The sequence below is a fragment of the Acetobacter musti genome, from assembly GCF_011516835.1.
Classification (GTDB): domain Bacteria; phylum Pseudomonadota; class Alphaproteobacteria; order Acetobacterales; family Acetobacteraceae; genus Acetobacter; species Acetobacter musti.
Genome location: NZ_WOTB01000009.1, coordinates 110,301 through 137,275 on the forward strand (window position 1 = coordinate 110,301; position 26,975 = coordinate 137,275).

Below are 26,975 nucleotides of genomic sequence, written 5' to 3' on the forward strand. Positions count from 1 at the left end.
CCGGGCTCTGGCCTGGTCCGGAAAGGACGTCGGTCCCCTCATCCCGTTCAGGAATCAGGGGACTGCGTGCTTATTTTTCCACGATATTCCATGTGACCACGAAATGATTCGGGACCGGTGAACTCGGCGTCATACCGACCGACGCGCTGATCTGTTTGCTTTTATAGAGATCGCTGATCGCTTTCTGATCTGCCTGGACAGCCTCGTTGCTGACGGGGGAGCCGGGACGCAGTTTTGTCACCGCGGTCAGGGCGTCTGTCGATATTTTGGAATTCCCTGAGAAGACCACACCATCCACGACCGGTGCGACGCTGGCCTGTTCACTGATGACCCAGTTAACCTCCACGTTCTTTCCGATGAATTTCAGGCCGCCGCCAAACGAGCTGCCGATATTCTTCGACTTGTACAGATCCTCAACGGCGCCCAGCCCTTGGTCGATCTGGGTCTGCGTCACCATGTCTCCGACATGAAATGGCACGACCCCCATGATTTCGGCGGTCGAAACCTGCTTATTTCCGGAAATATTAAGGGCTTTGAGTTTGAGCGGCTCGTTCGGGCCGGGCGCTGAGGCGGCGAGAGCATCCGTTGGCGCGATGCTGAGAACGGCGGCACCGGAGAGCATGAGACCGAGTCCTGCGGTCAGGTATCGCACCCTGAGGCGACGGGAACGCGGTGAGGTTTCGGTCATAGGTTATGCTCTCCGGACTGATTTTTCTGGTGTAATGATGCACACGCGCCGGATGCTGCCAAGGCCGTACAGGCTGTTTCGCGCTCATTATGGTGACGGCTGCCTGGTGAAATTACGCGGGCTGCCGGTCAGCGCGACATAGGCGGCGATCTCCGTCAGGCGATGTGATCCGGATTGGAGGCGGCTGGAACCGGGCCTCCGCTTGCCTGCCGTGACGCGCTCTTCCTGCGAGGAGAGGAGAATGCGCGCGAGCAGGTCTGGCGCGATGTGAATACGCCGGAGCGGCACAGTTTCTGCTCACTGTTTCTTAAAAGAGCTCTGCGACGCTTCGTCCATGACGAAGACCGCTCCCTGTTCTCCCTCCCCTGCCCCATCGGAATCCCGGTCAGCGCCTCCGGCGGACTCTCCGGCGGAATACGGCGCGTCCCTGCAGCTGGCCGGCCGGCTGGAAGAAGCGGCGGTCGCCTATCGCGAGGCTCTTGCGCAGAACCCTGACGACGCCCGCACACTGAGCAATTATGGAGGTCTGCTTTGCTCTTTCGGAGCGTTCCGGCCCGCGCACAGTCTGCTTATGCGTGCCGTGACGCTTGCGCCGGATCTGGCCGATGCATGGAGCAATCTTGGAAACGTGCTGCAGCAGATGCAGCATTTCGACGAAGCGATTGCGGCGTATTCGAACTGCCTGCGGCTCAGCCAGGCGCATCCGCTTGCTCTGAGCAATCTCGGGGTCGCGCTGGACTGCCGCGGCGAACATGCGATGGCGCAGAACTTTCACCGTGTCGCGGTCAGGCTGGCGCCGGAGAATGCCGAAAATCATACAAATTTTGCCATCTCGCTTCTGTCTGCCGGCGATTATCAGAATGGCTTTCGCGAGTATGAGTGGCGCTGGAAAACGCGGACAACGCGCCCGCACGGGATGACTGCGCCGTTGTGGAAGGGAGAGTCTTTCGTCGGACAGACTCTTCTGATCCATACCGAGGGTGGCTTCGGCGATATGGTGCAGTTCGCACGATTCATTCCGCTGGCCGTCCGGCGTGGCGGACGTGTTATCGTCAGGGTGCGGCGGGAGCTTCTGAGCCTGCTTGAGGACTCTTTCCCTGGCCAGGAATTCGTCACGGAGGATACGCCGCCGCCGGCACATGACATTCAGTGCCCGGTGCTGAGCCTGCCGCCGGCGCTTGGTATCACACTGGATACGATCCCGGCGTCCGGCGGCTTTCTCACGGCAGATCCGGGAAAGGTCGCACGGTGGCGGGGCCAGCTTGCCGAAGATGCTGTGGCCCGGGGTGCGTCGCCCCGGGCGTTTCGTGTCGGTCTCGTCTGGGCCGGGGCGCCGCATTCGGAAATCCGGGAAGCTGAAATTGCCGATAAGCGGCGCTCGACGGATCTGGCCACTCTGGCGCCTCTGCTGACCTCGGCGCCCGGTGTTCAGTTTTACTCTTTGCAGGTGGGGGCGAAGGCGGAACAGGCCAGGCACCCGCCTGAAGGAGTTCAGCTTATCGACCATACGGCGGAACTGCGTGACTTCAGCGATACGGCTGCTCTGATCAGCAATCTGGACCTTGTTATCGCTGTCGACACCTCAACGGCGCATGTCGCGGCCGGCCTTGGCAAACCTGTCTGGCTGATGTCGCGCTACGATCAGTGCTGGCGATGGCTGGCGAAGAGGACCGACTCTCCCTGGTATGATTCGGTCACGATTTACCAGCAGGACAAACCGCTGGACTGGTCGGGCCCGGTTCGCCGGATGAGCCAGAATCTGAAGGCGCTTTCCGCTAAGCGCCACGACACACTTGCCCTGGAAGCAACCGGTGCTGTGGTTCAGATGTCGAGCAGTTCAACGGACTGAGACTGTGCGTGCTCCTGAATGAAGGCGTAGCGCAGTTCCGGCTTCCGGCCCATCAGGCTTTCGACCCGCTCCCGTGTTTCCATTCTGTCTTCCGGTCGGGCGATGACGCGGAGCAGAGTGCGCCGGGACGGATCCATTGTTGTTTCCTTTAGGTCTTTCGGCGGCATTTCTCCGAGACCTTTAAAGCGGGAAACTTCTACTTTCGCGTTTGCTTTGAACTGCGTCCGGATCTTTCGCTCGCGATCGGCATCGTCCATCGCGTAGATGGTTCTGGCGCCCTGTGTCAGGCGATAGAGCGGCGGCTGGGCGAGATAGAGATTTCCGCCCCGGATCAGTTCCGGCAGTTCGCGGAAGAAGAACGTCATCAGCAGGGAGGCGATATGCGCGCCGTCCACGTCGGCGTCGGTCATGATGATGACGCGACCGTAGCGGAGTTTGCTGTGGTCGAAGCGGTCTCCGATGCCGCAGCCCAGAGCTTCCACCAGATCGCGCAGCTCCTGATTCGCTCTCAGTTTTTCGGCTGAAGCGCTGGCGACGTTGAGGATCTTGCCCCTCAGCGGCAGAACGGCCTGTGTTTCCCGGTTGCGCGCCTGTTTCGCCGAGCCGCCGGCCGAATCGCCTTCGACCAGGAAAATCTCTGTCTCTTCGGCTTTTTCGCGCGTGCAGTCCGTCAGTTTCCCGGGAAGACGGAGCCTGCGCGTGGCGCTTTTACGCGGAGTATCCTTCTGCTCGCGGCGCCGCACACGATCTTCGGCGCGCTCCACCACGAAGGCGAGAAGCGAATCGGCCTGGGCCGGGTTGGCGGAAAGCCAGTGATCGAAGCGGTCACGCAGGGCGGTCTCGACAAGCTTCGCCGCCTCTGAACTGGTGAGCTTTTCTTTTGTCTGGCCCTGAAACTGGGGGTCCCGGATGAACAGCGACAGCTGCGCCACGACAGCGCCGAGGATATCCTCCGCCGTGATGATGCTGGCACGTTTGTTCGACCGCTGTTCGCCCCAGGCGCGCATGCCTTTCAGGAGCGCCGCGCGGCACCCGGCTTCATGCGTTCCGCCCTGAGGTGTCGGGATCGTATTGCAGAAAGAAACGAAGCCGGAATTTCCGGATTCGAGAAATGCGATGGCCCATTCGACCCGGCCTGTCGGCTTTCCGTTCACTTCCGGCAGATCGGCGTCACCGGCCCAGATCGGCGCGAGGAGCGGGGCGTGTGCGCCAAGTTCATCGGAGAGGCTGTCCGCAAGGCCGCCCGGGAAATGCAGGATGGCTTCGGCCGGCGTCTGATCTCCGGAGCGGATCAGGGATGGATCGCAGATCCATCTGATGGTCACGCCACGGAAAAGAAAGGCTTTCGAGCGGCAGAGACGATACAGGCGGGCCGGCTGGAAGGCGTGTGTGCCGAATATCTCGGGATCGGGCCGGAAGCGGATCTGCGTGCCGCGCCGGTTTGGCGCCGCTCCGACTTTTTCGACCGGGCCAAGCGGAATTCCCCGCGCGTACACCTGCCGCCACAAAGTGCGCTCGCGGGCGACCTCGACTTCGAACGAGGAGGTCAGCGCGTTTACGACCGACGAGCCGACGCCGTGCAGGCCGCCGGAGGTCGCGTAGGATTTGTCCGAAAATTTTCCGCCCGCGTGCAGTGTCGTGAGGATGACCTCCAGGGCGGAGCGATCGGGGAAACGGGGATGCGGATCGACGGGGATGCCGCGACCGTTATCGCGGATCGTCAGCCAGTTATCGCGATCGAGTGTGACGTCGATTGTCGATGCGTGGCCGGCTACGGCCTCGTCCATCGAGTTGTCGAGAATCTCGGCGGCGAGATGATGCAGAGCGGCCTCGTCGGTGCCGCCGATATACATGCCGGGGCGGCGTCTGACAGGCTCCAGCCCTTCCAGAACCTCGATCGCGCTGGCGTCGTAGGCGTTGCCGCCCTCCCCGGCTGCCGCCGGGACTTCAGACGTTTCTTTCGGGGCCGGCTGTTTCGGGGAGGCCCCGTCTGTCGGGAAGAGATCACTCATGAGGGGTCTGTCCCCCGGCGGCCGGGATTCGTCAAGAAGTCTGTTGCTCCGCCGGGACTTCAGACGGTCGGCTTCACGTTACGCGCGCTTCGTGCGACTCCGGCGGCGGGCTGAGCTTTTCGCGGCGGCGGGCGCCTCACAGGTCTCGAAGACCGCGGGCTGCATGACGTCCCGGGCCTGAGCGTAGTTTGACAGATCGTGCTCGTTATCCAGCGCGGCGACTTCATCGAACATCGCCATGCGCTGCAGGCAGAAGATCGTGCCGGACTGCACGCCGTGCTCAGACTGGATGTTCGCGAGCTGCGTGATGTAGTCATCATGCTCACGCTGCGCGCTGCTGCCGTACGTGGTCTTGAAATAGGTGTTGAGGCGCTGTTCGCCGGCAAGAAGACTGCTGCGGAACTTCGCGACAAATTCATTGTAACGGTCCTGGGCCTTGCATGACAGGGCCGTCACCATGAGTTCGCTTTTCAGGCCCTGAATATCAAAAGCTTCACGGGCCGGGGAACTTCCGCAACTTGCCGCGGAGGCCAGCGTGCTGCAGGACAGACCGGCCAGCAGGAGGCCGGCAGCGGCAAGACGGGAGAAAGCCGAAGACATACAGAGTCTCTCCAAAAAGGATTCGCGCAGGTTGTATGCCTGCGCATCTGACCGGAGGCGAGAATTTTTTGAAACCTGTTTGTTAACCAGGCTCGCTATAACGCCGATATCAAAGATAAATTATTATTTTCTGGCAGGTTGCATGTCTGCCATCCGGCTGTCGTGCGACCCTGTACGGGTCGGTCCGGCGCCTTTTGCGCCGAATCGAGGCTGACCGCGTGTCATCCATGCCGGCCCGTGACCTTTCAACAATGGCCGCGTTGCTCTAGAGCCTGTGGCAGCCTGGATCTGTGGCGACTCGCCATCAGATCGAAAAGTCTTTCACTCACCAGAATTGCGGAGCCTTTGCGTGCGACTGCGAGTTTTAGTCATGCCGGTTCTTACCGCCGGTCTTCTGACGGGATGTAATCACGGCGCGTTGCAGACCGGAATTACCGGAACCCCGGATCCTTTCGGCAGCGTCAGAACATCTGCCGTCTGTCAGGTTTCACCGCCGAAAGCGGGGCCGACCGGTGATCTGGTGAGTTCGATGACCGTCCGCAGCGACGATGGCCGCTGCCTCCTCAGCGTTGCGGCACCTGATGGCGGGCATTACGCTTCGTTTGGTGTCTCTCCGGCGCCGGAACACGGGAAAGCCTTCCTCTATACTCTGGATGGCAGGGTCCAGATTTCTTACACCCCGTCCCTGGGATACGCCGGTACGGACACGTTCACGGCAATTCTGATTCGCGGACCGGGGCAGAAGCGTGACCGGGTGACGGTGACCGCGACGGTGGACGCGACGGGTGTCGTTCTGCCGAAGCCAGCCGTTTCCGAGCCGCCCAAGGCTGAAAAAACCACGAAGAAGGCTCCGGTGCGCCGCCGGCGCAAGTAATACCGGAATATGGTGCCGGGCGGTTCTTTCGCGCCCGGTACGACTGACAGTCCGGGTTTGTGGTGCACCGGTTTTGTGGCCGCCGGGTCTGAGCAGCGTGTCCGGCGACAGCACACTCAGTGCGGGGGCAAAGCCGGGTTCAGATGGAGAACGAGATCGGTTCGGTAAGAGGTTTACGCAAACCTGCCGCTTCGGCCCGCCGGATGAGATCATCGAGTGTCAGATCCCGCAGCTTCGAGACCAGTTCCGTTTCCTGTTCAGACCAGAACGGGTCGATAACCTTTCCAAACAGATCACCCGAAGGGCCATCATCGCTGTCAGAGTCGGTGTTTACGACTGTTGCGACGATTTCGGCGACGCTGATATCGCGGCGCGGGCGTCCTAGATGGTAACCGCCGCGCGGACCACGGACGCTTTCAAGAAGAGATGAGCGGGACAGAGCCTGCAGCAGCGGCTCGATGCCCCGCCGGGCCAGGCCGGCGCGTTCGGCGATATCGGCCGCGCTGACTGTGCCGGTCCGTCCGGCGTGAAACGCGACATCCAGCATGATAAGCACGGCGACAAGTGCGCGGTCTCTGCGCAGCAGCATAATCGTTCCCCAGATGCGCGTTGGTTCTCCTTCCTATACCTCAGAGATGAGGACTCGTCACATATGCTTTTGAACCGATGTAAATAACGCCGGAGAGCGGATTATCCACGGCCGGATCACGTGCTATGAGGGCAGGAAGATTTATCCGGCGTTCTCTGTCGGGCATTGTACGATGTCATGACTTACCCCGTTAAGGGGCTGTACGACAGGAACCGATCAGGCGGGAGCAGGACAGGTGGCACCAGAAACAGACGCTCAGCACGGCCATTTCGGGTTTGCTCCGCCACGCGGACGGGTTTTCAGCTCTATTGTCGATGCTGTCGGCGGAACGCCGCTCGTCGCGTTGCCACGTCTCACGATGGAAGATCGTCTGCCGGCGAACATTCTTCTCAAACTGGAATTTTTCAATCCGCTTGGTTCGGTCAAGGACCGGATTGGCGCGGCGATGGTGATCGCTGCCGAACAGGAGGGGCTGATCACACCGGGGCGAAGCGTGCTTGTCGAGCCGACATCGGGCAATACAGGCATCTCTCTTGCCTTCGTTGCCGCGTCGCGGGGCTATCGCCTGATCGTCACGATGCCGGAAGGGGCTTCGATCGAGCGCAGGAAGATGCTGCGGCTCATGGATGCGCAGGTCGAGCTCACGCCGTCGCGGCTCGGCATGGCTGGCGCCATTGCCCGCGCCAGAGAGATTCTCAAAACCACACCGGATGCCTGGATGCCGGGACAGTTCGACAATCCCGCCAACCCGCTTGTGCATGAAAAGACGACGGCTGAAGAGATCTGGCGGGACACGGATGGCGCGGTTGATATCGTCGTCGCCGGCGTCGGCACCGGGGGCACCGCGTCGGGGATCGCGCATGCGCTGAAGCCCCGTAAAAAGGGGCTGCAGGTGTGGGGGGTGGAACCTGTGGAAAGCGCGATTCTGAACGGTGACGAGCCGGGGCCGCATGGCATCCAGGGCATTGGCCCTGGATTCTGTCCTCAGACGCTCGATGTTTCGGCTCTGGACGGTGTTCTGACAGTCTCCGAGAGGGAGGCGCTGGCGGCTGCGCGACGCTGTGCGCGTATTGACGGCATTCCGATCGGTATTTCGTCGGGCGCCGCGCTGCATGCGGCGATCACGCTCGCGCGGCGACCGGAGAATAAGGACACAACGATTGTTGCCATCGCGCCATCTTTTGCCGAGCGTTATCTCTCCACATCACTTTTCAACGGGCTCTGACGGACGGGCTCTGGCAGACTGGGCCGGACGGATTACGCGGCCCAGGCAGCTTCCCTGTTCTGTTGCGAACAGCGTCGGGTAATGAAAGGCCCATATGGGCCTTTCATTACACTGTTATTCAGTATCTTTGTGTGGCGTTAAGGCGGATGCGAATAATTCGCCATGTGTCGCCAGACTGATTACCGGAGAATGATTTCCACGCGCCGGTTCTGTGGCTCGCGCGTATCCGGTCCCGTTGCGACAAGCGGGTGTGTCTGGCCAAAGCCGTTTACGTCGATAATCGTGCCGGCCACGCCGTCGCGGACCAGTTCTGCTTTCACGGCGTCGGCGCGCCGCATCGACAGCGCCATGTTATAGCGTTCACCACGTGGTCCCGGATGCGCGGCCGAATTGTCCGTGTAGCCCGAGACCTCTATCCGCGTCACAGCCGTGTGGGCGGAGGCCTGCGCGGCGACCGCAACGATTGAACGGGCACGATCGCTGAGGCCAGCCTTGTCCCAGTCAAAAAACACGAGATAGGTCCGGGCCGCTGCCGGAGCGGGCGCCGCGACTTCGGCCGGAGCGGGCGGCGGCGGAGGCGGTGCCGGATTAAATTCGTATCGCAGGCCGAGCATCAGGGAATGATTGAAATCGGTAATGGTGTCCCGGTTTCCCGAAGCGAAACTGTACTGCTTTGCGGTATCCCGGCCGCCAATCGTGCCCCAGGCTGTCGATCCGTGCGACTGCGGGCCGAGCATCGTCCAGAAGCGGTATTCCGCTGTGGCGGACAGGCCGACCACCCAGGGGACGGGGAAAGAAAGACCGAAAATGCCCTGATAGGCGAAATTGCCGAATGTGCCGCCGACATGCTGGGACAATGTATTGCCGGCCGCGGTGACGGTTGTGTTCATGGCGGTCCAGCCATAACCGACGCCTGCGCCGAAATAGGGAAAGAGCCAGCTTTTACCGATATCGAGGTCGAAGAGCGCGTTCGCCATGACGCCGTAGGTCTGACGCCGGCCATCGGCGCGTGACTGCACGGAGTTCGTCACGAACCGCTCGTAATCCATATTGCGGTAATCGCCCTCGACTTCCACACGGAATCCGTTTCCGAGGCCATAACCGACCGAGCCGATCCCGACGGCGCCGGTGCGCCAGCGATCGCGGCCGTCCGGGAACATGGCGCTGGAGCGGACACGCTGATCCTGGTTGAATGTGGCGCCGCCTTCGCCGGCGACATAGATGCCCTGAACGGGCTGGGCGAGAACCGGGCTGGACAGAACACATGCGACAAGCGGCGCTGACAGGACAGAGCCTGCGAGAAACCTGTAACGCAGCTTCATTATGTTCTCCTCATGCCCGGATCGCCGTCCGCCTCTGCGCCGACTACCCGGCAATGCGATCTGACGCCATACCATCAGGCACTGTTTTGCCGAAAGCGGGATTTCGCGCAACTCGGAACAGATCACCTGACGCTCAGCGTCTGCTTTATCCTGCCAGGTCACGTCATCTTCACCTGTCCCGCATATAACGGGAAGGAGGACATGACCGGCGGGTGCTGTCTGTCAGACGCGTCCGGGGCATCCGGAGTTCCTTCAGTGCGATCGTCCGGGAGCAACTGTGGCCCGTTTACAACGGTCTGCGATTTTTTTGACGCGCCGTGAAAGGACGTCACAGCAACTTCGCCTCGAAGGGCGGAATGAAGCTGTTCACTCGGAATTCGAGCACCCAGAGATCGGGATCGCGTCCGACCTGCCGCGCGACATAGGCGTCGGCATCCTCCTCGCTGACGGGTTCGGCGCCGCTGCCACGCATCCATGCGGGAGAGCCGTCCGGTGCGCGGGTCTGCGCCAGGACGACCGCTTTTTCCGACGGGTCCACCAGAATGGCGAGAACGCCGCCGGCATCCTCGTCACCGCGCCGGAGCCGCATGGCCGGACATCCGCTCTGATTGGACTGACGCAGGACGGCGCTGACCCAGAGGGCTGTTTTGAGGCGGGGTTCACTCACAGGTCATTCGGCTCCAAGGGTCGCGCTGCCTTCCTCCGGCACCATGGCGAGGGCTGCGCGATAGGCGGCTGAATTTTCCAGCACGCTTCGGGCAAGTTCGAGATCCATATCGCCTCCGAGGGCGGCCGGACAGGCTTTGCGGATTTCCAGGATGCGCGAAACGGGTATGGGATATCTTGCCTGACGGGACTGGAGGACAGGACCCGGATCAGCCGCGTGTCCTGCTTCGAGGGCCTCAAGCTGCCGCTGTGCATCGGCGGCGCCCCGGCTTGTGCAGAGCTGCGGTATGACGCCCAGGCCCTGAAGCGGCCATCCCTTAGGGGCGATCACCCGGCTCCATGTCACGAAGAGTTCACCCCGGTCCGGAAGCTGCGCCACTGTCTGCACGAGGCCCTTTCCCAGGGTCGCGCTGCCGATGACGACCGCGCGCCGGTGGTCCGCGAGAGCGGCCGCGAGGATTTCAGCGGCGCTCGCCGTTCTGCCATCGACCAGGATGGCGACGGGTAGCCCGCTGGTCATGTCGCCGCCCTGAACGGCCCAGACATGGTTGGCCTGTGGGTCCCGCCCGCTTGTCACCACGGCGACGCCCCGGTCCAGAAGGAGGGCTGCCGCTGTGACCGCCTGCTGGAGCACGCCTCCCCTGTTGCCGCGGAGATCGAGGATGAGGCCGCGCAGACGGTGATCCTGCGACGCCTGATCAAGATACTGGCTCATCTCTTCGGCGGTTTCGGTGGAGAAGGACGTGACGCGGAGAATCACGAGCGGCCCGCTTGTGAATGCGAAGACAGTCTCCGGCGGCACCTGCGCCCGTTGCAGCGACACCGTTCTGGCGCGGCCGCCGGCTGCGGGCACCAGCTTCAGGGTGACTGTTGTTCCCGGATTTCCTCTGACCATTGCGTCGACTTCGGCCGCCGTGCGACCGGCTGTGCTGTGGCCGTTGACCGCGACGACTTCCTCGCCGACATCGATGCCGGCCGGCCAAGCGGGACCGTTTGTATTGACCGCGGTGATCACGATCACGCGCTGTTCCCGGCCGCGCCCGCGTCTGGAACCTGTTGTCGTCGTGCGGACCTGATCTCCGAAGGACAGCCCGACGGCCCCGTCTCCGCCATTTCTCGCTTCACGATCGTTATCGGCCGGCGACGGGGCGACGTAGCGTGAATACGGATCGAGGTGATTGAAAAGTTCGTCGAAAAAGCTCTGGGCGATTCCGTCCAGGCCGGCTGCGCGGATGGTGTCCGAATGGTCCCATGCCGCACCGAGAAAGGCCGTATCGACATCCGTCCATCCGCGCAGATCGTCGGCGGGAGGAGTCGCCCGTGTCAGCAGAACCGTCTGGCCGAGAAGCAGCTGGAGTCCGGATGCTCCCTCCACGACACGGAAGGACGGGTCGAGAGAGCTGATTCCACCCAGACCCCACAGGCTGAACTGCCGGATCGTATAGGGCTGCAGCGTCCGGGGCGAGAGGAATTCCATGGCCGTTGTGATCACGGAGTGGAGAAGAGCCGCATCCATCTGCGGATGAGCCTGCGCCGGGTCGGCGGAACCGGATGCCGGGGTGGCGACTTCCGGAGCGGCGGGCTGTGACTGACTGAGGGGCTGGCCGGATGGCTGACTGGCTGGCGAGCTGACGGACTGGCTGGCCGGCTGCGTGACGGCGGGAGCCGGAGGATGGCCCGCGCTGCGTTCATTTCCGGTTCCGTCATCGTCATGCGGGCTGTGAACGCCCTGAGCGCAGGCGGTTCCCGCCAGCCAGAGGATCAGAATGAATGCCGGTATGAATGCGGGTGCGGCGAGATGAAGCGGGCGGCTCGTCGGGGGACGGGTCCGCATCCGGAAAGAGGCGGTGGCGCGTTCTGTAACAGCAGGCAGCGCAACCCGGATCATGACTGTGTATCCACGAACAGAAAGATGCACTGGAATGTGGCCTGCCTCAGTCCGGCGGGCCTTACCCGGACCGCCGTTCCCTTTTTCGGGCACAGCAAACCGGATGACGGGTACGGAAACGTCCCGCGATCAGGATATTTTCTGCTCACCCTGTTTAAATCTGATGCCATCGTTTCGCTGACTGCCGGACTGACTGCCAACAGACCGGTAAGCTCCGGTTCAGTCAATGTGACCAGGGCGCCGAACGGGGTCTCGCCTGTTACATGGCCTGTGAAAATCAGGTTTGTGTGCCGCGAAAGATACAGGGCGAGCAGTTTTTCGTGAGCGTCGCGCGTGGCGCATGCGGTCCGGTTTTCCATGAAGCTGAGATGCCGCGCCAGATCTACCAGATCCCCAAACGGTGTGCGCGGAGCAGCCGCTTCATGCTCCGGTTCGTCCAGCAGCGCGCGGTGGCAGACCAGATCCGCGTAACGCCTGATCGGGCTGGTGACATGCGCGTAACTATCGAGAGCGAGAGCGAAATGCGGAGACGGGTCGCTGCTGTAAAATGCGGCGGGCAGAGAGTGACGATCCCGGCCTGCCGTGCCGGCCAGAAGCTCCTTACGGACCCGTTCCGGGTCAGCCGGCGCGGGATGACAGCGGTAGAGACCTGGCAGGTGACCGTCCTTCATGAGACGGGCAGCGGCGGAATTGGCCTGTAACATAAAATTCTCGATCAGGCGGTGGCTTTCATGCGCGGATGCCTGTTCGAGCGTCAGTGTATTCATCTCCGCGCCGGTCGTCACACGCATCTCGCTGCGTTCCATAACGAGCGCGCCCCGGTTCGCGCGCTGTCGCGACAGAACCGCATGGGCGGCACGGAGCGTTTCGATCAGTTCGCGGGACAGACATGCCGGCACGGCTTCGTCGCCGTCGCATATCATCTGAAACTGGTCGTATGTAAGGCGCATCCGGCTTCGCATGAGGCCACGCCGGATCTGCGCTGCCGTCTGATGGCCGTCTGCATCGAGCCGGATATCGAAGATGACGCAGAGCCGGTCGGCATCGGGGCGCAGTGAACACAGATCGTCGGAGAGATGTGCGGGCAGCATTGGAATGACGCGGTCGGCAAAATAGACGGACTGCCCTCTGTCGCGGGCTTCGCGGTCCAGCGCTGATCCGGGCCGGACGTAATGCGCCACGTCCGCTATCGCGATCAGCAGCCGGAAGCCGTCTCCCTCTCTTTCCGCCCATATCGCGTCATCAAAATCGCGGGAGTCGGGACCGTCCACGGTCACGAAGGGGATGTCACGCAGGTCGGAACGTCCGCTGTTCAGGGCCGCCGCGACATCGACCGGCTCGCAGGCATCTGCTTCGGCCTGCACATCGTCCGGGAAGGTTTCCGGCAGATTGTAGCCGATGATGCTGATCAGGCTCGCCGTGCCGGGAGCGTCGCCGCGCCCGAGAGTCCGGACGACGCGGGCCTGCCGGTTCGATATCGGGGTGGCGACCACAAAATCGCCGGCCTGGGAACCGGCTGTGTCAGCGGAGTCGACCTGCCAGGAACCTCGTGTGCGGGAACTGACCGGTTCGATGCGATAACCGGCCTGTGCGGGCTGCAGCAGACCGATGAGCGGGGTTTCGGCATCATCGAGCACGCGCAGGGTGCGTCCCTCGAACCGCCCTGCCCCCAGCGGTTTCAGGCGTGCAAGGACCCGGGTTCCCGCGCTGAGCGGCGGCCGGCCGGGCAGCGCACGGGCCATGAACACGACCGGCAGACGACCTGCTTCCCCGGATGAAAGAGAGGCCGCCTCGGGACGGGCGACCGGAGCGCCGTTGCGGTCTGTTCCGGTGATCACCACGACGCTGACAAGCGGCAGATAACGCAGGCCGCGAATCTTATCAGCGAGACCGGGTTCGGTGAACGCGCCTTCGAGCGCCATGCTGTGAAGCAGATCGCGCAGGGCGGCTTTATACTGCGGCCCGAGGCCGAGAGCATGAAGCAGCGCACCTGTATCAGGCGGCTGGCCGGCCTGTCGCAGGGCCTGCATCAGCGCGGCGCGATCGATCGACGCGGACCGGCGCGTTTTCATTATGCAACCCCGCCCCTGCCACTTCGTCCCCGGCAGACCAGCTTCAGTTTTTAATCAGCGTCCGCCGTGGTCCTGCTTTTCGCGCTGCTGCGCGTCGTCGTTTTCGGTTTCGTGGCCTTTGCCTTTGCCGTGGTCTTCTTCGCTGCGGGTTTAGCCTTTGCCGTTGCTCCGGCTGTTTTCTTTGCCGTGGCGGCTTTTGCCTTTGGTTTCGCGGCGGTTTTGCCGCCCTTCGCTTTGAGCGGTTTTCCCTTTTCGGCGAGAAGAGCCAGGGCACCATCCAGCGTGGTGTCATCCATGCTTTCGCCGCGCGGGAGATTGGCGACGACCTGACCGTGCTGAACGTACGGACCAAAGCGGCCCTTGCGGACGAGTACGGGCTCGCCGTCTTTCGGATGTGTTCCCAGTGTGCGGATGGAGGCCATTTTTTTGGCCAGCGCATCCACAGCACGATTGAGACCGACCGTCAGAACGTCGTCATCCTTGTCCAGCGAGCCGTAGATGGCCCCCATTTTCACATAGGGCCCGAAGCGGCCGAGGCCGGCTTCGATCGGTTCGCCGAATTCGGGATGGATGCCGACAATACGGGGCAGGCTGAGAAGGCCCACGGCCTGATCGAGCGTGATGGAGGCGCCGTCCATGCCGCGTGGCAGGGAAGCCCGTTTCGGCTTTGCCTTTTTGTCTTCCGGATTCGGTTCGCCCTGCTGGACATAGAGGCCCCACGGACCACGGCGCAGTGTGATGTCCTCGCCGGTTTCCGGATGCTGGCCAAGGACGCGCATTCCATCCTTCAGACCTTCGCCGCCATCTCCTTCGCCGCCATCGACTGCGAGGCGGCGGGTGTACTGACACTCGGGATAATTCGAACAGCCGATGAAGGCGCCGTAACGGCCGAGTTTCAGGCCGAGCCGGCCGGTGCCGCAGGCCGTGCACTGACGAGGGTCGGTGCCGTCGGCGGAGGGCGGGAAGAAATGCGGACCGAGATCGCGGTCCAGCGCGTCAATGACCTCTGTGATCGTCAGATCCCGGGTCTGCGCGACGGCCTCGGAGAACGCATCCCAGAACGCGCTCATCACGGCGCGCCAGTCGACGCGGCCGTCCGAGATTTCATCGAGTTGCTCTTCGAGACCGGCGGTGAACTGCGTGTCCACATAGCGCTCGAAGAATGACACGAGGAACGCCGTGACGAGACGGCCACGGTCTTCCGGGATGAAGCGACGGTTTTCCAGACGGACATAGCTGCGGTCCCGCAGCACGGTCAGGATGGAGGCGTATGTGGACGGCCGGCCGATGCCGATCTCTTCCATTTTCTTGACCAGGGACGCCTCTGAATAGCGCGGCGGCGGCTGGGTAAAATGCTGCTCGGCCTTCACGTCGCCGCGTTTCAGCGGGTCGCGCTCGTTCATGGGCGGGAGCATGCGGCTTTCGTCATCCGCCGCCTTGTCCGCCTCGTCTCTGCCTTCGGAGTACAGCTTCAGGAAGCCGTCGAAAGCGATGATCGAGCCGGTGGCGCGCAGAACCGTTTTGCCGGGCACGTCGGCGACATCGACAGCGACCTGATCGAGTTCGGCGGACTGCATCTGGCTGGCGACGGCGCGTTTCCAGACGAGTTCGTAAAGTCTGCGCTGCTCGTCTGTGAGGTGACGGCTCACGGAAGCCGGTGTGCGGCTGACATCTGTCGGACGGACAGCCTCATGGGCTTCCTGCGCGTTTTTGGCCTTCGTCGTATAGACGCGCGGCTGAGCCGGGACGTAGCCCGGTCCGAAATCCTTGCCGATATGGCGTCTGATATCGGTGATGGCTTCTGCGGCCATCGTGACGCCGTCGGTTCGCATATAGGTGATGAGACCGACCGTCTCACCGCCGAGATCGATCCCTTCATAAAGCTGCTGGGCGGTGCGCATGGTCACCTGCGCGCCCATTCCGAGCTTACGGGAGGCTTCCTGCTGCAGAGTTGAGGTCGTGAAAGGCGGCGGCGGATTGCGGCGGACCTTTTTCCGCTCGACGGTGCGGACGGAGAATATGCCGCCGAGGACGGCGTTCCGCGCGGCTTCGGCGTCCGCTTCCGTGGCGAGATCGAACTGGTCGAGCTTTTTGCCTTCCAGATGGGTCAGCTTTGCCGTGAACGGGGCGCCGGCTGGGGTCATGAATGTCGCGGCGACGGTCCAGTATTCGCGGCTTTTGAAGACCTCGATTTCGGCTTCGCGCTCGCAGATCAGACGGAGCGCGACGGACTGTACGCGACCGGCGCTTTTCGAGCCGGGCAGTTTGCGCCACAGAACGGGGGAGAGCGTGAAACCGACCAGATAATCGAGCGCGCGGCGGGCCAGGTAGGCCTCGATCAGCGGCATGTCGAGATCGCGCGGGTGCGCCATCGCGGTTCTGATGGCGTTTTTGGTGATCTCGTTGAAGGTGACGCGCCGGACCTCGACGCCTTTCAGCGCCTTTTTTTCTTCAAGCATGGCGCGGACATGCCAGGAGATCGCCTCGCCTTCACGATCCGGGTCAGTGGCGAGGTAGAGAGTGTGCGCTCCCTTGAGCGCCTTCGCGATGGCCGCGACCTGCTTCTGGCCGCGCTCGTCGGACTGCCACCGCATGGCGAAGTCATCGTCGGGCAGCACGGACCCGTCTTTTGGCGGCAGGTCACGCACATGCCCGAAAGAGGCCAGCACGGTGTAACCATCACCGAGGTATTTGTTGATCGTCTTCGCCTTGGCGGGCGATTCAACAACGACGACGTCAGTCATGCTCTCTCCGAGCCGGTCTGAAACCTCAGACTTTCGTCATTCTGTCTCAGCCGGCACCAACAGGACAACGGCTCCTCCAGGGAGCGATTCCACCCGCCCGGCAAGTTCGAGCTCAGTCAGAACCGACAGGACCGCGGAAACGGAGAACTGACAGTGCCGGACCAGCTCGTCAACCGCGACCGGTGTGTAGGACAGAAGCGACAGCACCCGCTCCCGCACCGTGTCAAGCCCTGACGATACGGAACCCCCACCCTCACCCCAGAGGGCCTGCCGCTCCGAGAACCCGCTGAACAGCCCTCCGCCGAAGGGTGTATCGTGCCGGAGAAACGGCAGAATATCAGCGATATTCTCGACAAGATGGGCGTTTTTGCTGCGAAGAAGATTATTGCTGCCGCGACAGCGCGGGTCGAGCGGTGAACCCGGCACGGCGAAGACGGCGCGGCTGTATTTATCTGCGAGATCGGCGGTGATCAGGCTTCCCGACTGCAATGCGGCCTCGACGACGACGGTACCGAGTGAGAGACCTGCGATCAGCCGGTTGCGGCGGGGAAAATGTCTGGCCTGCGGCATCGTGCCAAGCGGGGCTTCGGTGACAACCGCACCTTCCCGGGCGATGCGCGCCTGGAGATCCTTATGTTCCTGCGGATAGACGACGTCGATTCCACCGGCGATAGCGGCCACGGTTCCGCCCCAGTCCGGAAACACGCCATGGAGCGCGCCACGGTGAGCGGCGCCGTCGATGCCGCGCGCCAGACCGGAGACGACCGTCAGACCATTCTGGGACAGCTCCGTCGCCAGACTTTCAGTGAATCGCATTCCGACCGCCGAGGCGTTGCGGGCGCCGACGATTCCGACGCTTTGTGCTCGCAGCAGCGCCGGATTGCCCAGCACGGTCAGGACTGGCGGAGAATCGGGGAGTTCAGCGAGCAGCGGCGGGTATTCGGGGTCATGCAGGGTGATGAGCCTGCCGCCCATTTTCAGCACGCCGTCGATTTCTTCCGCGACGGCGCGTTCGTCCGGAATGGTCAGAGGCCCGCGCCGGCCTGCCCGTCGGGCTCGCTCGGGCAGTGCCCGCAGCGCCTGTTCCGCCGAGCCGTATTCCGCTATCAGCCGGCGCCATGATACCGGACCGACATTCCCGGTGCGGGCAAGTCTGAGCAGGGCCGGAAGGTCAGGATTCACGGCATTCTCCGTTTCCGGTCCTGTTTACGCCGGGATCTGTCCGCACGCCTGCATTTATCCGCACTTACTGATCCGCCCTCTGGCTGATCTGCCCTCTGGCCTCTGTCCGCCGGTTTTCCGGCAAATGGATTTTACTGGCCAATTCTGGGTTCACGACCGCTGAACAGCCGGGCGATATTCTCGCGGTGCCTGATAAAAATCACGAGACTGACCAGTGCTCCGGCCAGTGGTTTTTCGGAGATTGTGAAGGAATGGCCATACTGGAAAAACAGAATGACCGGCATGGCGGCGAAGGCCAGCAGGGCGCCTGCCGAGGAGATACGTGTGATTTTCGCGCCGAGCAGCCAGATGAGGCAGCAGGCAAGTCCGGCCAGAGGTGACATGGCGAGGACGACACCGAGGCCGGTCGCAACGCCTTTGCCCCCCTTAAAGGCGAGCCAGACAGGAAAGCAGTGACCAATGACGGCGAAGATCGCGGCGGTTGCGGTGGCGCGGTCGGCGAGTTCCGGCGGGCACATGACCCAGGCGATCAGTACGGCAAGAACACCTTTGAGGGCGTCCAGGGCGAGGGTTGCCGCGGCCAGATCTTTCCGTCCTGAACGGAGGACGTTCGTCGCGCCGATATTTCCCGATCCGATCCTGCGGATGTCGCCGCCGCCGGACAGCGCCGTCAGCACCAGACCGAACGGGATACTGCCAAGCAGGTAAGAGAAAACGACGACGGCGCCGATCAGGGTTGCCGGCGATTCGATGAAATTCACGCACTGTCTCCGAACACACGCACGCCGTTTTTCCACGTGCCCATGACCCTGCCTTCGAGCGCCCGTCCGTCGAACGGAGTGTTCTGGGAGTGTCCCGGCAGTTCACCGGCGACAACACGCCATGCGCGGTCAGGATCGAACAGGCAGAGATCGGCCGGAGCGCCATTCTCCAGCGTGCCGGCGGGGCGGGCACCTTTCCTGCGGAATGCGCCCGCCACCCCGAGGAGCGTAGCCGGCTTGCTGGTCAGCAGAGCCAGAGCTTCGGGCAGGGACAATGTGCCGTCATGATAGCGGGTGAGCGTGACGCCAAGCAGGGTGGCCAGCCCGGTTCCTCCGGCGGCCGCCTGCGCGAAGGGCAGGCGTTTGTCGTCGGCGTCGCGCGGGGTGTGGTCCGAGGCAACGGCGTCGATCGTGCCGTCTGCAAGCGCAGCACAGACGGCCTGCCGGTCGGCTTCCGCGCGCAGAGGTGGCGAGAATTTCGCATAGGTCCGGAAATCGCCGATCGCATTTTCGTTCAGGTCGAAATAGTGCGGCGCCGTGTCACAGGTTACGGGCAGGCCCCGGTTTTTGGCGCGGCGGATCAGATCCAGCCCTTCTCCGGTGGAGACGTGACCGAAATGGAGGCGGCCGCCGGTCATTTCCGCGAGACGGATGTCACGGGCGATCATGATGGCTTCGGCGGCTGTCGGGATGCCGGGCAGACCGAGGCGGAGAGCGAGTTCGCCGTCGGTGGCGCAGCCGGAACCGGCGAGTGTCGGTTCCTCGGGATGCTGGACGACCATGGCGCCGAAACCACGGGCGTAGGTCAGCGCCAGCTTCATCAGCCGCGCGGTGCTGACGGCGCGGGCGCCATCGGTGAAGGCGACGGCGCCGGCTTCGTTCAGGAGACCGATTTCGGCCAGTTCCTCGCCACGGCAGCCTTTGGTCAGCGCGCCATAGGGCAGGATCGAGACATAGCCCGGCTCCTCGCCACGGGACCGGAGCAGACGCACCATGGCGGGATCGTCGATGGCGGGTGTGCCGGTGGGCAGGACGGCGACTGTCGTGATGCCGCCGGCGAAGGCCGCGCGGGAGGCGGATTTGACCGTTTCGCGGTATTCATGACCGGGTTCGCCGATCTCGACGCGCATATCGACAAGACCTGGACACAGCACCGCACCGCCACCGTTCACGACGGTTGCGTCTTCGGGCGTGCCTTCGGCGCCGGCCTGATCGAGGCCGGCGATGCGACCGTCCCGGACGAGAAGGCGACCGGGCTGGTCGAGGCCGGAAGCCGGGTCGATCAGGCGGACGTTTTCGAAAACAAGGGCGCTCATGGCCGGGCTCCGCGCGCGAGAAGATCGAGCACGGCCATGCGGACGGCCACCCCCATTTCGACCTGTTCGCGAATGACGCTCTGGTCGGAATCGGCAATCTGGCTGTCGATTTCCACGCCGCGGTTCATCGGGCCGGGATGCATGACGAGCGCGCCGGGTTTCGCCAGGTCGAGCCGGCGGCGGTCGAGCCCGTAAAACCGGAAATATTCGCGGGCGCTGGGCACCTGACCGCCGGACATACGTTCGCGCTGGAGGCGGAGCATCATAACGACATCGGCGTCACGCAGTCCCTCTTCCATAGTATGATGGACTTCGACGCCCAGAGCCGACATTGCGCCCGGAACGAGTGTGGGCGGGCCGACGACGCGCACGCGGCAGGACATGGCGGACAGCAGATGGATGTTCGAGCGGGCGACCCGCGAATGGGCGATATCACCGCAGATGGCGACGGTCAGGCCTTCGATGCGCCCGAGATGGCGGCGGATGGTCAGGGCGTCGAGCAGGGCCTGGGTCGGATGTTCGTGGGTGCCGTCACCCGCGTTGATGACGGAGGCGTCCACCTTCTGCGCCAGCAGCGCGGGAGCACCGGACTGGGAGTGGCGGACGACAAGAAGATCGGCCCGCATGGCATTCAGGGTCGCGGCCGTGTCGAGCAGGGTTTCGCCCTTGTTCACGGAGGACTGGGCGATCGACATATTGACCACGTCGGCGCCGAGACGCTTGCCGGCCAGTTCGAAAGAAGTGCGGGTCCGGGTACTGTCCTCGAAGAAAAGATTGATGAGGGTGCGGCCACGCAGACGGTCGCGCGGGGTTTTCCGCGAGCCGTTCATCAGAACATAGGTTTCGGCGAGATCGAGAATCGGAATGATCTGGCTGGGGTGCATGCCCTGCACCCCGAGAAGGTGGCGGCCTGAGGCGCCGAAGAAACGGGAGCCCCCGGCCTGTCCTTCAGCCATTCTGCACGGCTCCGATCCGGGCCAGAACCTCATCTCTTCCGAGAGCGGCTACGGTGGCGTCAATGCCGGGCGAGGTGGTCATGCCGGTGAGCGCTGCGCGGAGCGGCTGAGCGACCTGGCCGAGTTTGTGCCCGTGTGTTTCCGCGAACTGACGGAGAGCCGCGTCGATCTGCTCAGCTTCGAACGGCTCGACGACCGCCAGCGCACGCGCCAGTTCGCCGAGCGTGGCGCGGGCTTCCGGCGTGAGATGCTTCTGGGCTTTTGCGTCGAAGGTCAGAGGAACCTGGCGTCCGAGGAAGGCGGCATTGTCGGCCAGTTCGACCAGCGTGCGGGCGCGCTCTTTCAGTCCGGGCATGAGTTTAAGGACACGTTCGCGCGTGACCGGACCGGTATCGACCCCTTCCCTGCCCGTCAGCCGTTCCATGACATCGTTTGTCAGGCGTTCATCATCGGCTTCGCGCAGGTAGACGGCGTTGACATGGGTGAGCTTGGTATAATCCATCCGGGACGGGGAGCGGCCGACGCCGTCCAGATCGAACAGGCGGATCTGCTCGTCACGGGAAAGGATTTCGGCATCGCCGTGGCCCCAGCCAAGACGCAGCAGGTAATTGCAGAGGGCTTCGGGCAGATAGCCCTCGTCGCGGAATTCGACGACCGACTGCGCGCCGTGACGTTTGGACAGCTTGGCACCGTCGGGACCATGGATCAGCGGCAGATGGGCGAAACGGGGCTGATCCCAGCCCATGGCGCGGTAGATCATCAGCTGACGGAAGGTATTGGTCAGATGATCGTCCCCGCGGATGACGTGGGTGATGTCCATGTCGTGGTCATCGACGACGACGGCGTGCTGATAGGTCGGCGTGCCGTCGGAGCGGAGGATGATCATGTCGTCGAGTTCGGCGTTCGCGACGCGGACCTCGCCCTGAACGAGATCCTCGATAACGGTTTCACCCTCATGATCCGCTTTGATCCGGACGGCATAGGGCGCACCGGGAGGGGCTTCGGACGGATCGCGGTCGCGCCACATGCCGTTGTAGCGGGGCGGACGGCCTTCGGCCATTGCCTGCTCGCGCATCTGCTTCAGCTCCTCGGGGGTGCAGAAGCATTTATAGGCTTTGCCGGCCTCAAGAAGCTGCAGAGCGACTTCCTTATGCCGCTCCACGCGGGTGGACTGGAACACGGGCTCGGCGTCCGCCGTGATGCCCATCCATTTCAGGCCATCAAAGATCACGTCCACGGCTTTCTGCGTGGAGCGTTCGCGATCCGTGTCCTCGATCCGGAGCAGGAACTGCCCGCCGTGATGGCGGGCATAGAGAAAATTAAAGAGAGCGGCCCGGGCGTTGCCGATATGCAGCAGGCCGGTGGGCGATGGGGCAAAGCGCGTGCGGACGGTCATGGTGCGGGTGCATATCACGCGGCAACGGGCGGTGCCATGGGTTCTGTGCAGAGCCGGATGACGATCATGGCACCACGCCTCCGCGACAGCGCCTTCGCGGCATCGTATCGTAACGCCGTCTTTTGCGGGTCAGTTCGCGGGTGCTTTCAGGACAGGCCTTTCAGCACGAGTTCGGCGGTGACTTTCGCGCGGCCGGCTGTAATGGTGCCGACCCGGCGGCCGGCCTTTGTCAGTGTGACGGTAAAATCGAATTTTTCGGCGTTGCCGTCGAAAGCGGCGTGGTCGAATTCCTCCTGGAACCCGGCATACTCAATTTTGGCGTCGAACTGCTGCGTCCAGAACCAGGGCAACTGATCGAAAACCTGCGGTTGCTTCATGATCGAGCGCGCCACCTGCCTGCCCTGCACTTCCGCGGTGCGCCAGTGTTCGATCCTTATCCGTCTGTCGCCATGCGGGAAGCGGGCGGCGTCGCCCGCGATGTAGAGTCCCGGCGCGGCCTGCATCCGGTCATCGACATCAATGCCTCCGTCTTCGGCGCACAGAGTGCCGGCGAACCCGGTTGCTGGTATCACACCGGTCCCGACGATCACCAGATCGGCTGGAATGTGGGTCTCGTCATCAAGATCGACACCATCCGCCTGTGTGTCTCCGGTAATGGAGCGGACGCGGCGTCCGGTGCGCAGGGTGACGCCTTTTTCCTCGTGCAGTTTCATCAGGCGCCGCGCGGCCTGTTCACCGAAGATGTGGGCGAAAGGTACGTCCATGGGTGCGACGACCGTGACGTCCAGTCCGCGCATCCGCAGGGCGGCGGCGGCTTCCATGGCGATGAAGCTGCCGCCGCACACGACGACGCGCTTTACGCCTTTTGCGATACGGGCGGCTATCGCTTCGACATCTTTTTCATGATGCAGGGTGAAGACGCCGTCTCTGTCGATACCGGGAATATCGGGGCGTTTCGCGATACTGCCCGGCGCCAGCAGAAGGTGATCGGCTTCCATAACGCGGCCGTCCGACAATGTGATACGCCGTGATCCGGGATCGACGGCTGTTACCGTGCCGCGAACGCGGTCGATGTGATGCGTCTGCCAGTAGTCTCTAGGCCGGAGTGGCGGGGCTTTTCCTGTTTTTGTTTTACCGGCCAGTACCGTCTTGCTGAGTGCTGTGCGGTCATAGGAGCAGTCTGTCTCTTCATCCACGATGGCGATGGCGCCGCCAAAACCGAACTCACGCAGGGATACGGCGGCCGTTGTGCCCGCCGCGCCGCCGCCGACAATGACGACGTGCTCTTTTTCACGGGACAGCGGGACGGGGCGGAGCGATATGGGATCGGGGGCTACGAATATCCGTCCATCCTGCGTTTTTACCGGATACTGAGACAGCGGATCGAGCGCGAGGGGTTCAATGAGATGACCGTCATCGAGTGAAAATTCGGCTTTATGCCAGGGGCACGCGATGCGGCCGTCGCAAATGGCGCCCTTTTCCATCGGGGCTCCTTTGTGCGGGCATTCGGCGCTGAATGCCCGCACATCTCCCTGCGGCGTTCTGATCAGAAAGACAGGCGTTTCGCCGACGCTGACGCGCACGGGTACGTCCGGCGACAGGCCCGTGACCGGCAGGACATCGTGCCATTCCGTCACGGGTTCCGCTGCATGCGTGGCTGTACTGGTCATTGCCGGTCTCCTTTTTCAGGACATCAGGATTGTCTGCCTATCCGGTGCTTATCCGGGCAGGCCGTTTCCGGCGTTGATGCCGACGACCTGTCCGGTCATGTAACTGGACTCTGTCGATGCCAGCATGACGTAGACCGGCGCGATTTCGGCTGGCTGTCCGGGGCGCCCGAGCGGGACGGAATCACCGAATTTCTCGACATTGGCCATCGACTGGCCGCCGCTGACCTGGAGCGCGGTCCAGAACGGGCCGGGAGCGACCGCGTTGACGCGGATTCCGCGTGGAATCAGCTGTTTCGCGAGGCCTTTGGCGTAGTCGGCGATGCCGGCTTTCGTCATTGAATAGTCGAGGATGTTCGGTGACGGATTATAAGCGTTCGTGGAACTGGTGAAGATCATGGTCGAGCCGGGCGGCATCAGCGGGATGGCCGCTTTTGTCAGCCAGAACAGCGCATAGAGGTTGGTTTTCAGGGTCCAGTCGAAATCTTCCGTCGTCAGCTCCAGCACATCGTCGTATGCGTGCTGGCGGCCGGCGCAGTTTACGAAGATATCGAGGCCGCCGAGCTTGTCCGCCGCCTGCTTCACAAGTTTTTTGCAGAATGATTCATGCCGGATGTCGCCTGGCAGAGCGACGAACTTACGGCCGGCCTGCTGCACGAGCTCACCAACTTCACGCGCGTCGCTTTCTTCCGCGGGCAGGTAATTGATCGCGACGTCCGCGCCCTCCCTGGCGTAGGCGATTGCGGTGGCGCGTCCGAGACCTGAGTCGCCTCCGGTGATCAGGGCCTTGCGGCCTGTCAGCCGGCCGCTCCCGCGATAGCTCGTCTCACCGTGATCGGGACGGGGAATCATTTTCGACGCGAGACCGGGCCAGGGCTGTGGCTGAGCCTGAAAGGGAGAGTGGACGTACATCTCACGCGGATCTTTCAGCGGTCCGGCTCCGCCCGGATGACCTTCCGGACCGACTCCCGCATCCTGTGCGACGGCCCGGTTTCCGGCGACAAGCGGGACGCCCGCGACCGCAGCGGCGCCTGCGGCTCTGAAAAGTGCCCGACGGCTGCTGTCGTGCGTTTCGTTTTCATCGCTCATGCAATGTCCTTTCCGGTTCCGGGGGCCGGACGACAGGCAAAGCGCGCGACCACCCTCTCGCCAGGGCGTTATCGCCGCTGGCGTTTCCATCTCTGCCACACTGAATATTACGCAGGATTGCCGCGAATGTTCCCCGATCCGGTCGGGAATGCCCGTGACCGGCCGGTTTCCCAGGGGATCATCTTCGGAACGGAGCGGAAACCGTGTGCGGGTCCGGACTGGAAATCCGGTTACAGGACAGGCGATGTTCCCGACATGCCGCCGTGCAGGGCCGGCCACTGTGTCCGGAGCATTTCTGTCGCGCGCGGGCTGGAAAACATGCGGGAGCGATGGTTCCGTGTTCCCGCATGTGTGACCCGATCTGTCTCAGCCGGCTGACTGTGGTCGTCCGGCCAGCGCGGGGACGAAACGACCGCAGACGGTGAAGGCCGCGACGACGACAATATTCACGGCAAGGGCGATGAGGCCGGTGGAAACCAGCTCCGAATGCCCGGCAAAGGCGAGCATGTGCACAGGTTTGAGGCCATCGGCCCAGCACATCCCGAGGCCTGTCACCATACCGATCAGCCAGCCGGCCATCATGCCGGCTGTGGAATAGCTGATGCGGAACAGGCCGAGCACGAGCGCGGGGAATGTCTGGAGGATGATCACACCTCCGAGCAGCTGCAGGTCGATCGCGAACTGGGCGTTCAGGAACAGGACGCAAAGCAACGCACCAAGTTTGACGGCAAACGCGGCGATGCGGCTGCCTGTCACGGTATCGTACTGCTTCGGCAGGATATTATGCGTCAGCAGATTGGCGGCTCCGATCGCCATCACGGCTGCCGGCACCAGGGCGCCTACCGCGATTGCCGCGAAAGCGAAGCCGGCGAACCAGTCCGGGAACAGTTTGAGGAACAGCAGCGGCACGACGAGCGAAGTTTTTGTCGTCTCGATCCCCGCGACATGGGCCATCATGCCCAGCAGCGCGATCAGTCCGAGGACGATCGTGTAGATCGGCAGATAGACGGCGTTCTGCCTGACCGTATCGGCTGATTTCGCGGCAAGGATGCCTGTCAGCGTGTGCGGATAGAGGAAGGCCGCCAGCGCGGAGGACAGCGCCAGAGTGGCGTATGGCACAAGCTGGGTGCTCTTCATGACATGCGTGGCGTCCGGCGGAGGCAGCACGCTGTTCATCACGTCGAACATATGCCCGTAACCGCCGAGTTTTAACGGTACGAGCGTAACGGCGGCGATCACCGCGATATAGATCATGACGTCTTTGATAAACGCCGTCAGCGCCGGCGCGTGCAGTCCGCCGAGCCAGGTGTAGGCGGCGAGCGAGACGAAAGCGATGATCAGGGGAACGTCACCCGGAAGACCGAGAGCCTGCACGACGGTGCGGATACCGATCAGCTGCAGCGCGATATAGGGCATCACGGCGACCAGGCCCGATATCGCGACGGCCAGTTCGAGTGTGCGGCTGCCGAACCGGGCGCGTGTCATATCCGCTGCTGTTGCGTGTCCGCCATCATGGGCGATCTTCCACAGACGCGGCATCACGACGAAGATGAACGGATAGACGATGATGGTGTAAGGAAGCGCGAAGAAACCGTATGCGCCGACGGCGTAAACGAGCGCGGGAACGGCGATGACGGTATAGGCTGTGTAGAAATCGCCCCCGACGAGAAACCATGTGATCCAGGCGCCGAACTGGCGGCCGCCCAGCCCCCAGTCCTCGTTACCGTGTCCGCCTGGCGCCGGGGAGATTTCGGGCTTCTTCTTTCCGCCGGAAAGGAACCCGCGCCAGTGTACTACTGTGCTTCCGAGGATGATTGTGATGCCGAAAAACACAATGAAGACGATGAGAGCGACCGTATCCGCCGCGGGAGCGCCGTTCATGCCCGGACTCCCTTCTTCCAGGCGAGCCAGATGAGCACGGATGTTACGGGAACCCAGGCGAACTGGTACCAGTAAAAGAACGGGAACCCGAACAGCGCTGGCCCCTGAACATTATAGAATGGTACCCAGAGCAGGCCCACAAACGGAGCCAGCAGCAATATATTGAAGATTTTCATGAAGCGACCGCTTGTTTTTTTT

The 26,975-nt window shown here is 62.9% G+C and carries 22 protein-coding genes; 3 read left to right on the forward strand and 19 right to left on the reverse strand.

The window, feature by feature from the left end; all coding sequences use genetic code 11:
• Nucleotides 1-70: 70 nt before the first annotated feature.
• Nucleotides 71-688 carry a POTRA domain-containing protein gene (locus GOB93_RS08750; RefSeq protein WP_173583115.1) on the reverse strand — a complete coding sequence of 206 codons (618 nt, stop codon included), beginning with the start codon at nucleotides 686-688 and terminating at the stop codon, nucleotides 71-73.
• A gap of 87 nt (nucleotides 689-775) precedes the next feature.
• A complete protein-coding gene (locus GOB93_RS08755) occupies nucleotides 776-976 on the reverse strand; it encodes a hypothetical protein (protein ID WP_173583116.1) in 201 nt (66 codons plus the stop codon).
• A gap of 46 nt (nucleotides 977-1,022) precedes the next feature.
• Here GOB93_RS08755 and GOB93_RS08760 point away from each other — a divergent pair, with 46 nt between their 5' ends.
• Nucleotides 1,023-2,537, forward strand: coding sequence for a tetratricopeptide repeat protein (locus GOB93_RS08760; RefSeq protein WP_173583117.1), 1,515 nt, complete (start codon nucleotides 1,023-1,025; stop codon nucleotides 2,535-2,537).
• Here the strand turns inward: GOB93_RS08760 and parE are convergent.
• Complete coding sequence (gene parE, locus GOB93_RS08765) at nucleotides 2,510-4,549, reverse strand: DNA topoisomerase IV subunit B (RefSeq protein ID WP_173583118.1); 2,040 nt, start codon at nucleotides 4,547-4,549, stop codon at nucleotides 2,510-2,512. The genes GOB93_RS08760 and parE overlap by 28 nt on opposite strands.
• Nucleotides 4,550-4,627: 78 nt before the next feature.
• The gene (locus GOB93_RS08770; RefSeq protein ID WP_173583119.1) at nucleotides 4,628-5,149 is read right to left on the reverse strand and encodes a hypothetical protein; all 522 of its coding nucleotides are present in this window, start codon (nucleotides 5,147-5,149) and stop codon (nucleotides 4,628-4,630) included.
• A 349-nt stretch (nucleotides 5,150-5,498) separates the two neighbouring features.
• On the opposite strand from GOB93_RS08770, the gene GOB93_RS08775 reads away from it, so the two are divergent.
• Nucleotides 5,499-6,023, forward strand: coding sequence for an Ig-like domain-containing protein (locus GOB93_RS08775; protein WP_173583120.1), 525 nt, complete (start codon nucleotides 5,499-5,501; stop codon nucleotides 6,021-6,023).
• Nucleotides 6,024-6,162: 139 nt separating this feature from the next.
• Here GOB93_RS08775 and GOB93_RS08780 read toward each other — a convergent pair whose 3' ends face one another.
• Nucleotides 6,163-6,612 carry an RrF2 family transcriptional regulator gene (locus GOB93_RS08780; RefSeq protein ID WP_173583121.1) on the reverse strand — a complete coding sequence of 150 codons (450 nt, stop codon included), beginning with the start codon at nucleotides 6,610-6,612 and terminating at the stop codon, nucleotides 6,163-6,165.
• 235 nt (nucleotides 6,613-6,847) lie between these two features.
• Between GOB93_RS08780 and cysK the strand changes: the two genes are divergently transcribed.
• Entirely contained in the window at nucleotides 6,848-7,837 is a 990-nt protein-coding gene (gene cysK / locus GOB93_RS08785) for a cysteine synthase A (RefSeq protein ID WP_173583122.1), read from the forward strand.
• Between the two features lie 179 nt (nucleotides 7,838-8,016).
• Here cysK and GOB93_RS08790 read toward each other — a convergent pair whose 3' ends face one another.
• The 14 genes from GOB93_RS08790 to GOB93_RS08855 all read right to left on the reverse strand — a co-directional run bounded on the left by GOB93_RS08790 (nucleotide 8,017) and on the right by GOB93_RS08855 (nucleotide 26,953).
• Nucleotides 8,017-9,159, reverse strand: a complete 1,143-nt coding sequence (locus GOB93_RS08790) for an OmpA family protein (protein ID WP_173583123.1) — start codon at nucleotides 9,157-9,159, stop codon at nucleotides 8,017-8,019.
• Between the two features lie 328 nt (nucleotides 9,160-9,487).
• Nucleotides 9,488-9,826, reverse strand: a complete 339-nt coding sequence (locus GOB93_RS08795) for a DUF1491 family protein (RefSeq protein ID WP_173583124.1) — start codon at nucleotides 9,824-9,826, stop codon at nucleotides 9,488-9,490.
• 3 nt (nucleotides 9,827-9,829) lie between these two features.
• Nucleotides 9,830-11,713 (reverse strand): S41 family peptidase, encoded by a 1,884-nt coding sequence (locus tag GOB93_RS08800; protein WP_242010646.1) that lies wholly within the window; start codon nucleotides 11,711-11,713, stop codon nucleotides 9,830-9,832.
• A complete protein-coding gene (locus tag GOB93_RS08805) occupies nucleotides 11,710-13,785 on the reverse strand; it encodes a ribonuclease R family protein (RefSeq protein ID WP_173583125.1) in 2,076 nt (691 codons plus the stop codon). The genes GOB93_RS08800 and GOB93_RS08805 overlap by 4 nt, the downstream gene beginning before the upstream one ends.
• A 50-nt stretch (nucleotides 13,786-13,835) precedes the next feature.
• Nucleotides 13,836-16,529 (reverse strand): type I DNA topoisomerase, encoded by a 2,694-nt coding sequence (gene topA / locus GOB93_RS08810; protein WP_173583126.1) that lies wholly within the window; start codon nucleotides 16,527-16,529, stop codon nucleotides 13,836-13,838.
• Between the two features lie 36 nt (nucleotides 16,530-16,565).
• Nucleotides 16,566-17,711: a DNA-processing protein DprA gene (gene dprA / locus GOB93_RS08815; protein WP_173583127.1), complete on the reverse strand. Its 1,146-nt coding sequence runs from the start codon at nucleotides 17,709-17,711 to the stop codon at nucleotides 16,566-16,568.
• 131 nt (nucleotides 17,712-17,842) lie between these two features.
• Nucleotides 17,843-18,472 carry a glycerol-3-phosphate 1-O-acyltransferase PlsY gene (gene plsY / locus GOB93_RS08820; RefSeq protein WP_173583128.1) on the reverse strand — a complete coding sequence of 210 codons (630 nt, stop codon included), beginning with the start codon at nucleotides 18,470-18,472 and terminating at the stop codon, nucleotides 17,843-17,845.
• Nucleotides 18,469-19,788, reverse strand: a complete 1,320-nt coding sequence (locus GOB93_RS08825; RefSeq protein ID WP_173583129.1) for a dihydroorotase — start codon at nucleotides 19,786-19,788, stop codon at nucleotides 18,469-18,471. Before GOB93_RS08825 ends, plsY begins: the two co-directional genes overlap by 4 nt.
• Complete coding sequence (locus GOB93_RS08830) at nucleotides 19,785-20,744, reverse strand: aspartate carbamoyltransferase catalytic subunit (protein ID WP_173583130.1); 960 nt, start codon at nucleotides 20,742-20,744, stop codon at nucleotides 19,785-19,787. The genes GOB93_RS08825 and GOB93_RS08830 overlap by 4 nt, the downstream gene beginning before the upstream one ends.
• On the reverse strand, nucleotides 20,737-22,140 hold the full coding sequence (gltX, locus tag GOB93_RS08835) for a glutamate--tRNA ligase (protein ID WP_173583131.1): 1,404 nt from the start codon (nucleotides 22,138-22,140) through the stop codon (nucleotides 20,737-20,739). Before gltX ends, GOB93_RS08830 begins: the two co-directional genes overlap by 8 nt.
• Nucleotides 22,141-22,286: 146 nt before the next feature.
• The gene (locus GOB93_RS08840) at nucleotides 22,287-23,810 is read right to left on the reverse strand and encodes an FAD-dependent oxidoreductase (protein ID WP_173583132.1); all 1,524 of its coding nucleotides are present in this window, start codon (nucleotides 23,808-23,810) and stop codon (nucleotides 22,287-22,289) included.
• Nucleotides 23,811-23,858: 48 nt separating this feature from the next.
• Nucleotides 23,859-24,896, reverse strand: a complete 1,038-nt coding sequence (locus GOB93_RS08845; RefSeq protein WP_277877234.1) for an SDR family oxidoreductase — start codon at nucleotides 24,894-24,896, stop codon at nucleotides 23,859-23,861.
• A gap of 366 nt (nucleotides 24,897-25,262) precedes the next feature.
• Nucleotides 25,263-26,777 (reverse strand): sodium:solute symporter family protein, encoded by a 1,515-nt coding sequence (locus tag GOB93_RS08850; protein ID WP_173583133.1) that lies wholly within the window; start codon nucleotides 26,775-26,777, stop codon nucleotides 25,263-25,265.
• Nucleotides 26,774-26,953, reverse strand: coding sequence for a DUF3311 domain-containing protein (locus tag GOB93_RS08855; protein WP_173583134.1), 180 nt, complete (start codon nucleotides 26,951-26,953; stop codon nucleotides 26,774-26,776). Before GOB93_RS08855 ends, GOB93_RS08850 begins: the two co-directional genes overlap by 4 nt.
• Between the last annotated feature and the right edge of the window lie 22 nt (nucleotides 26,954-26,975).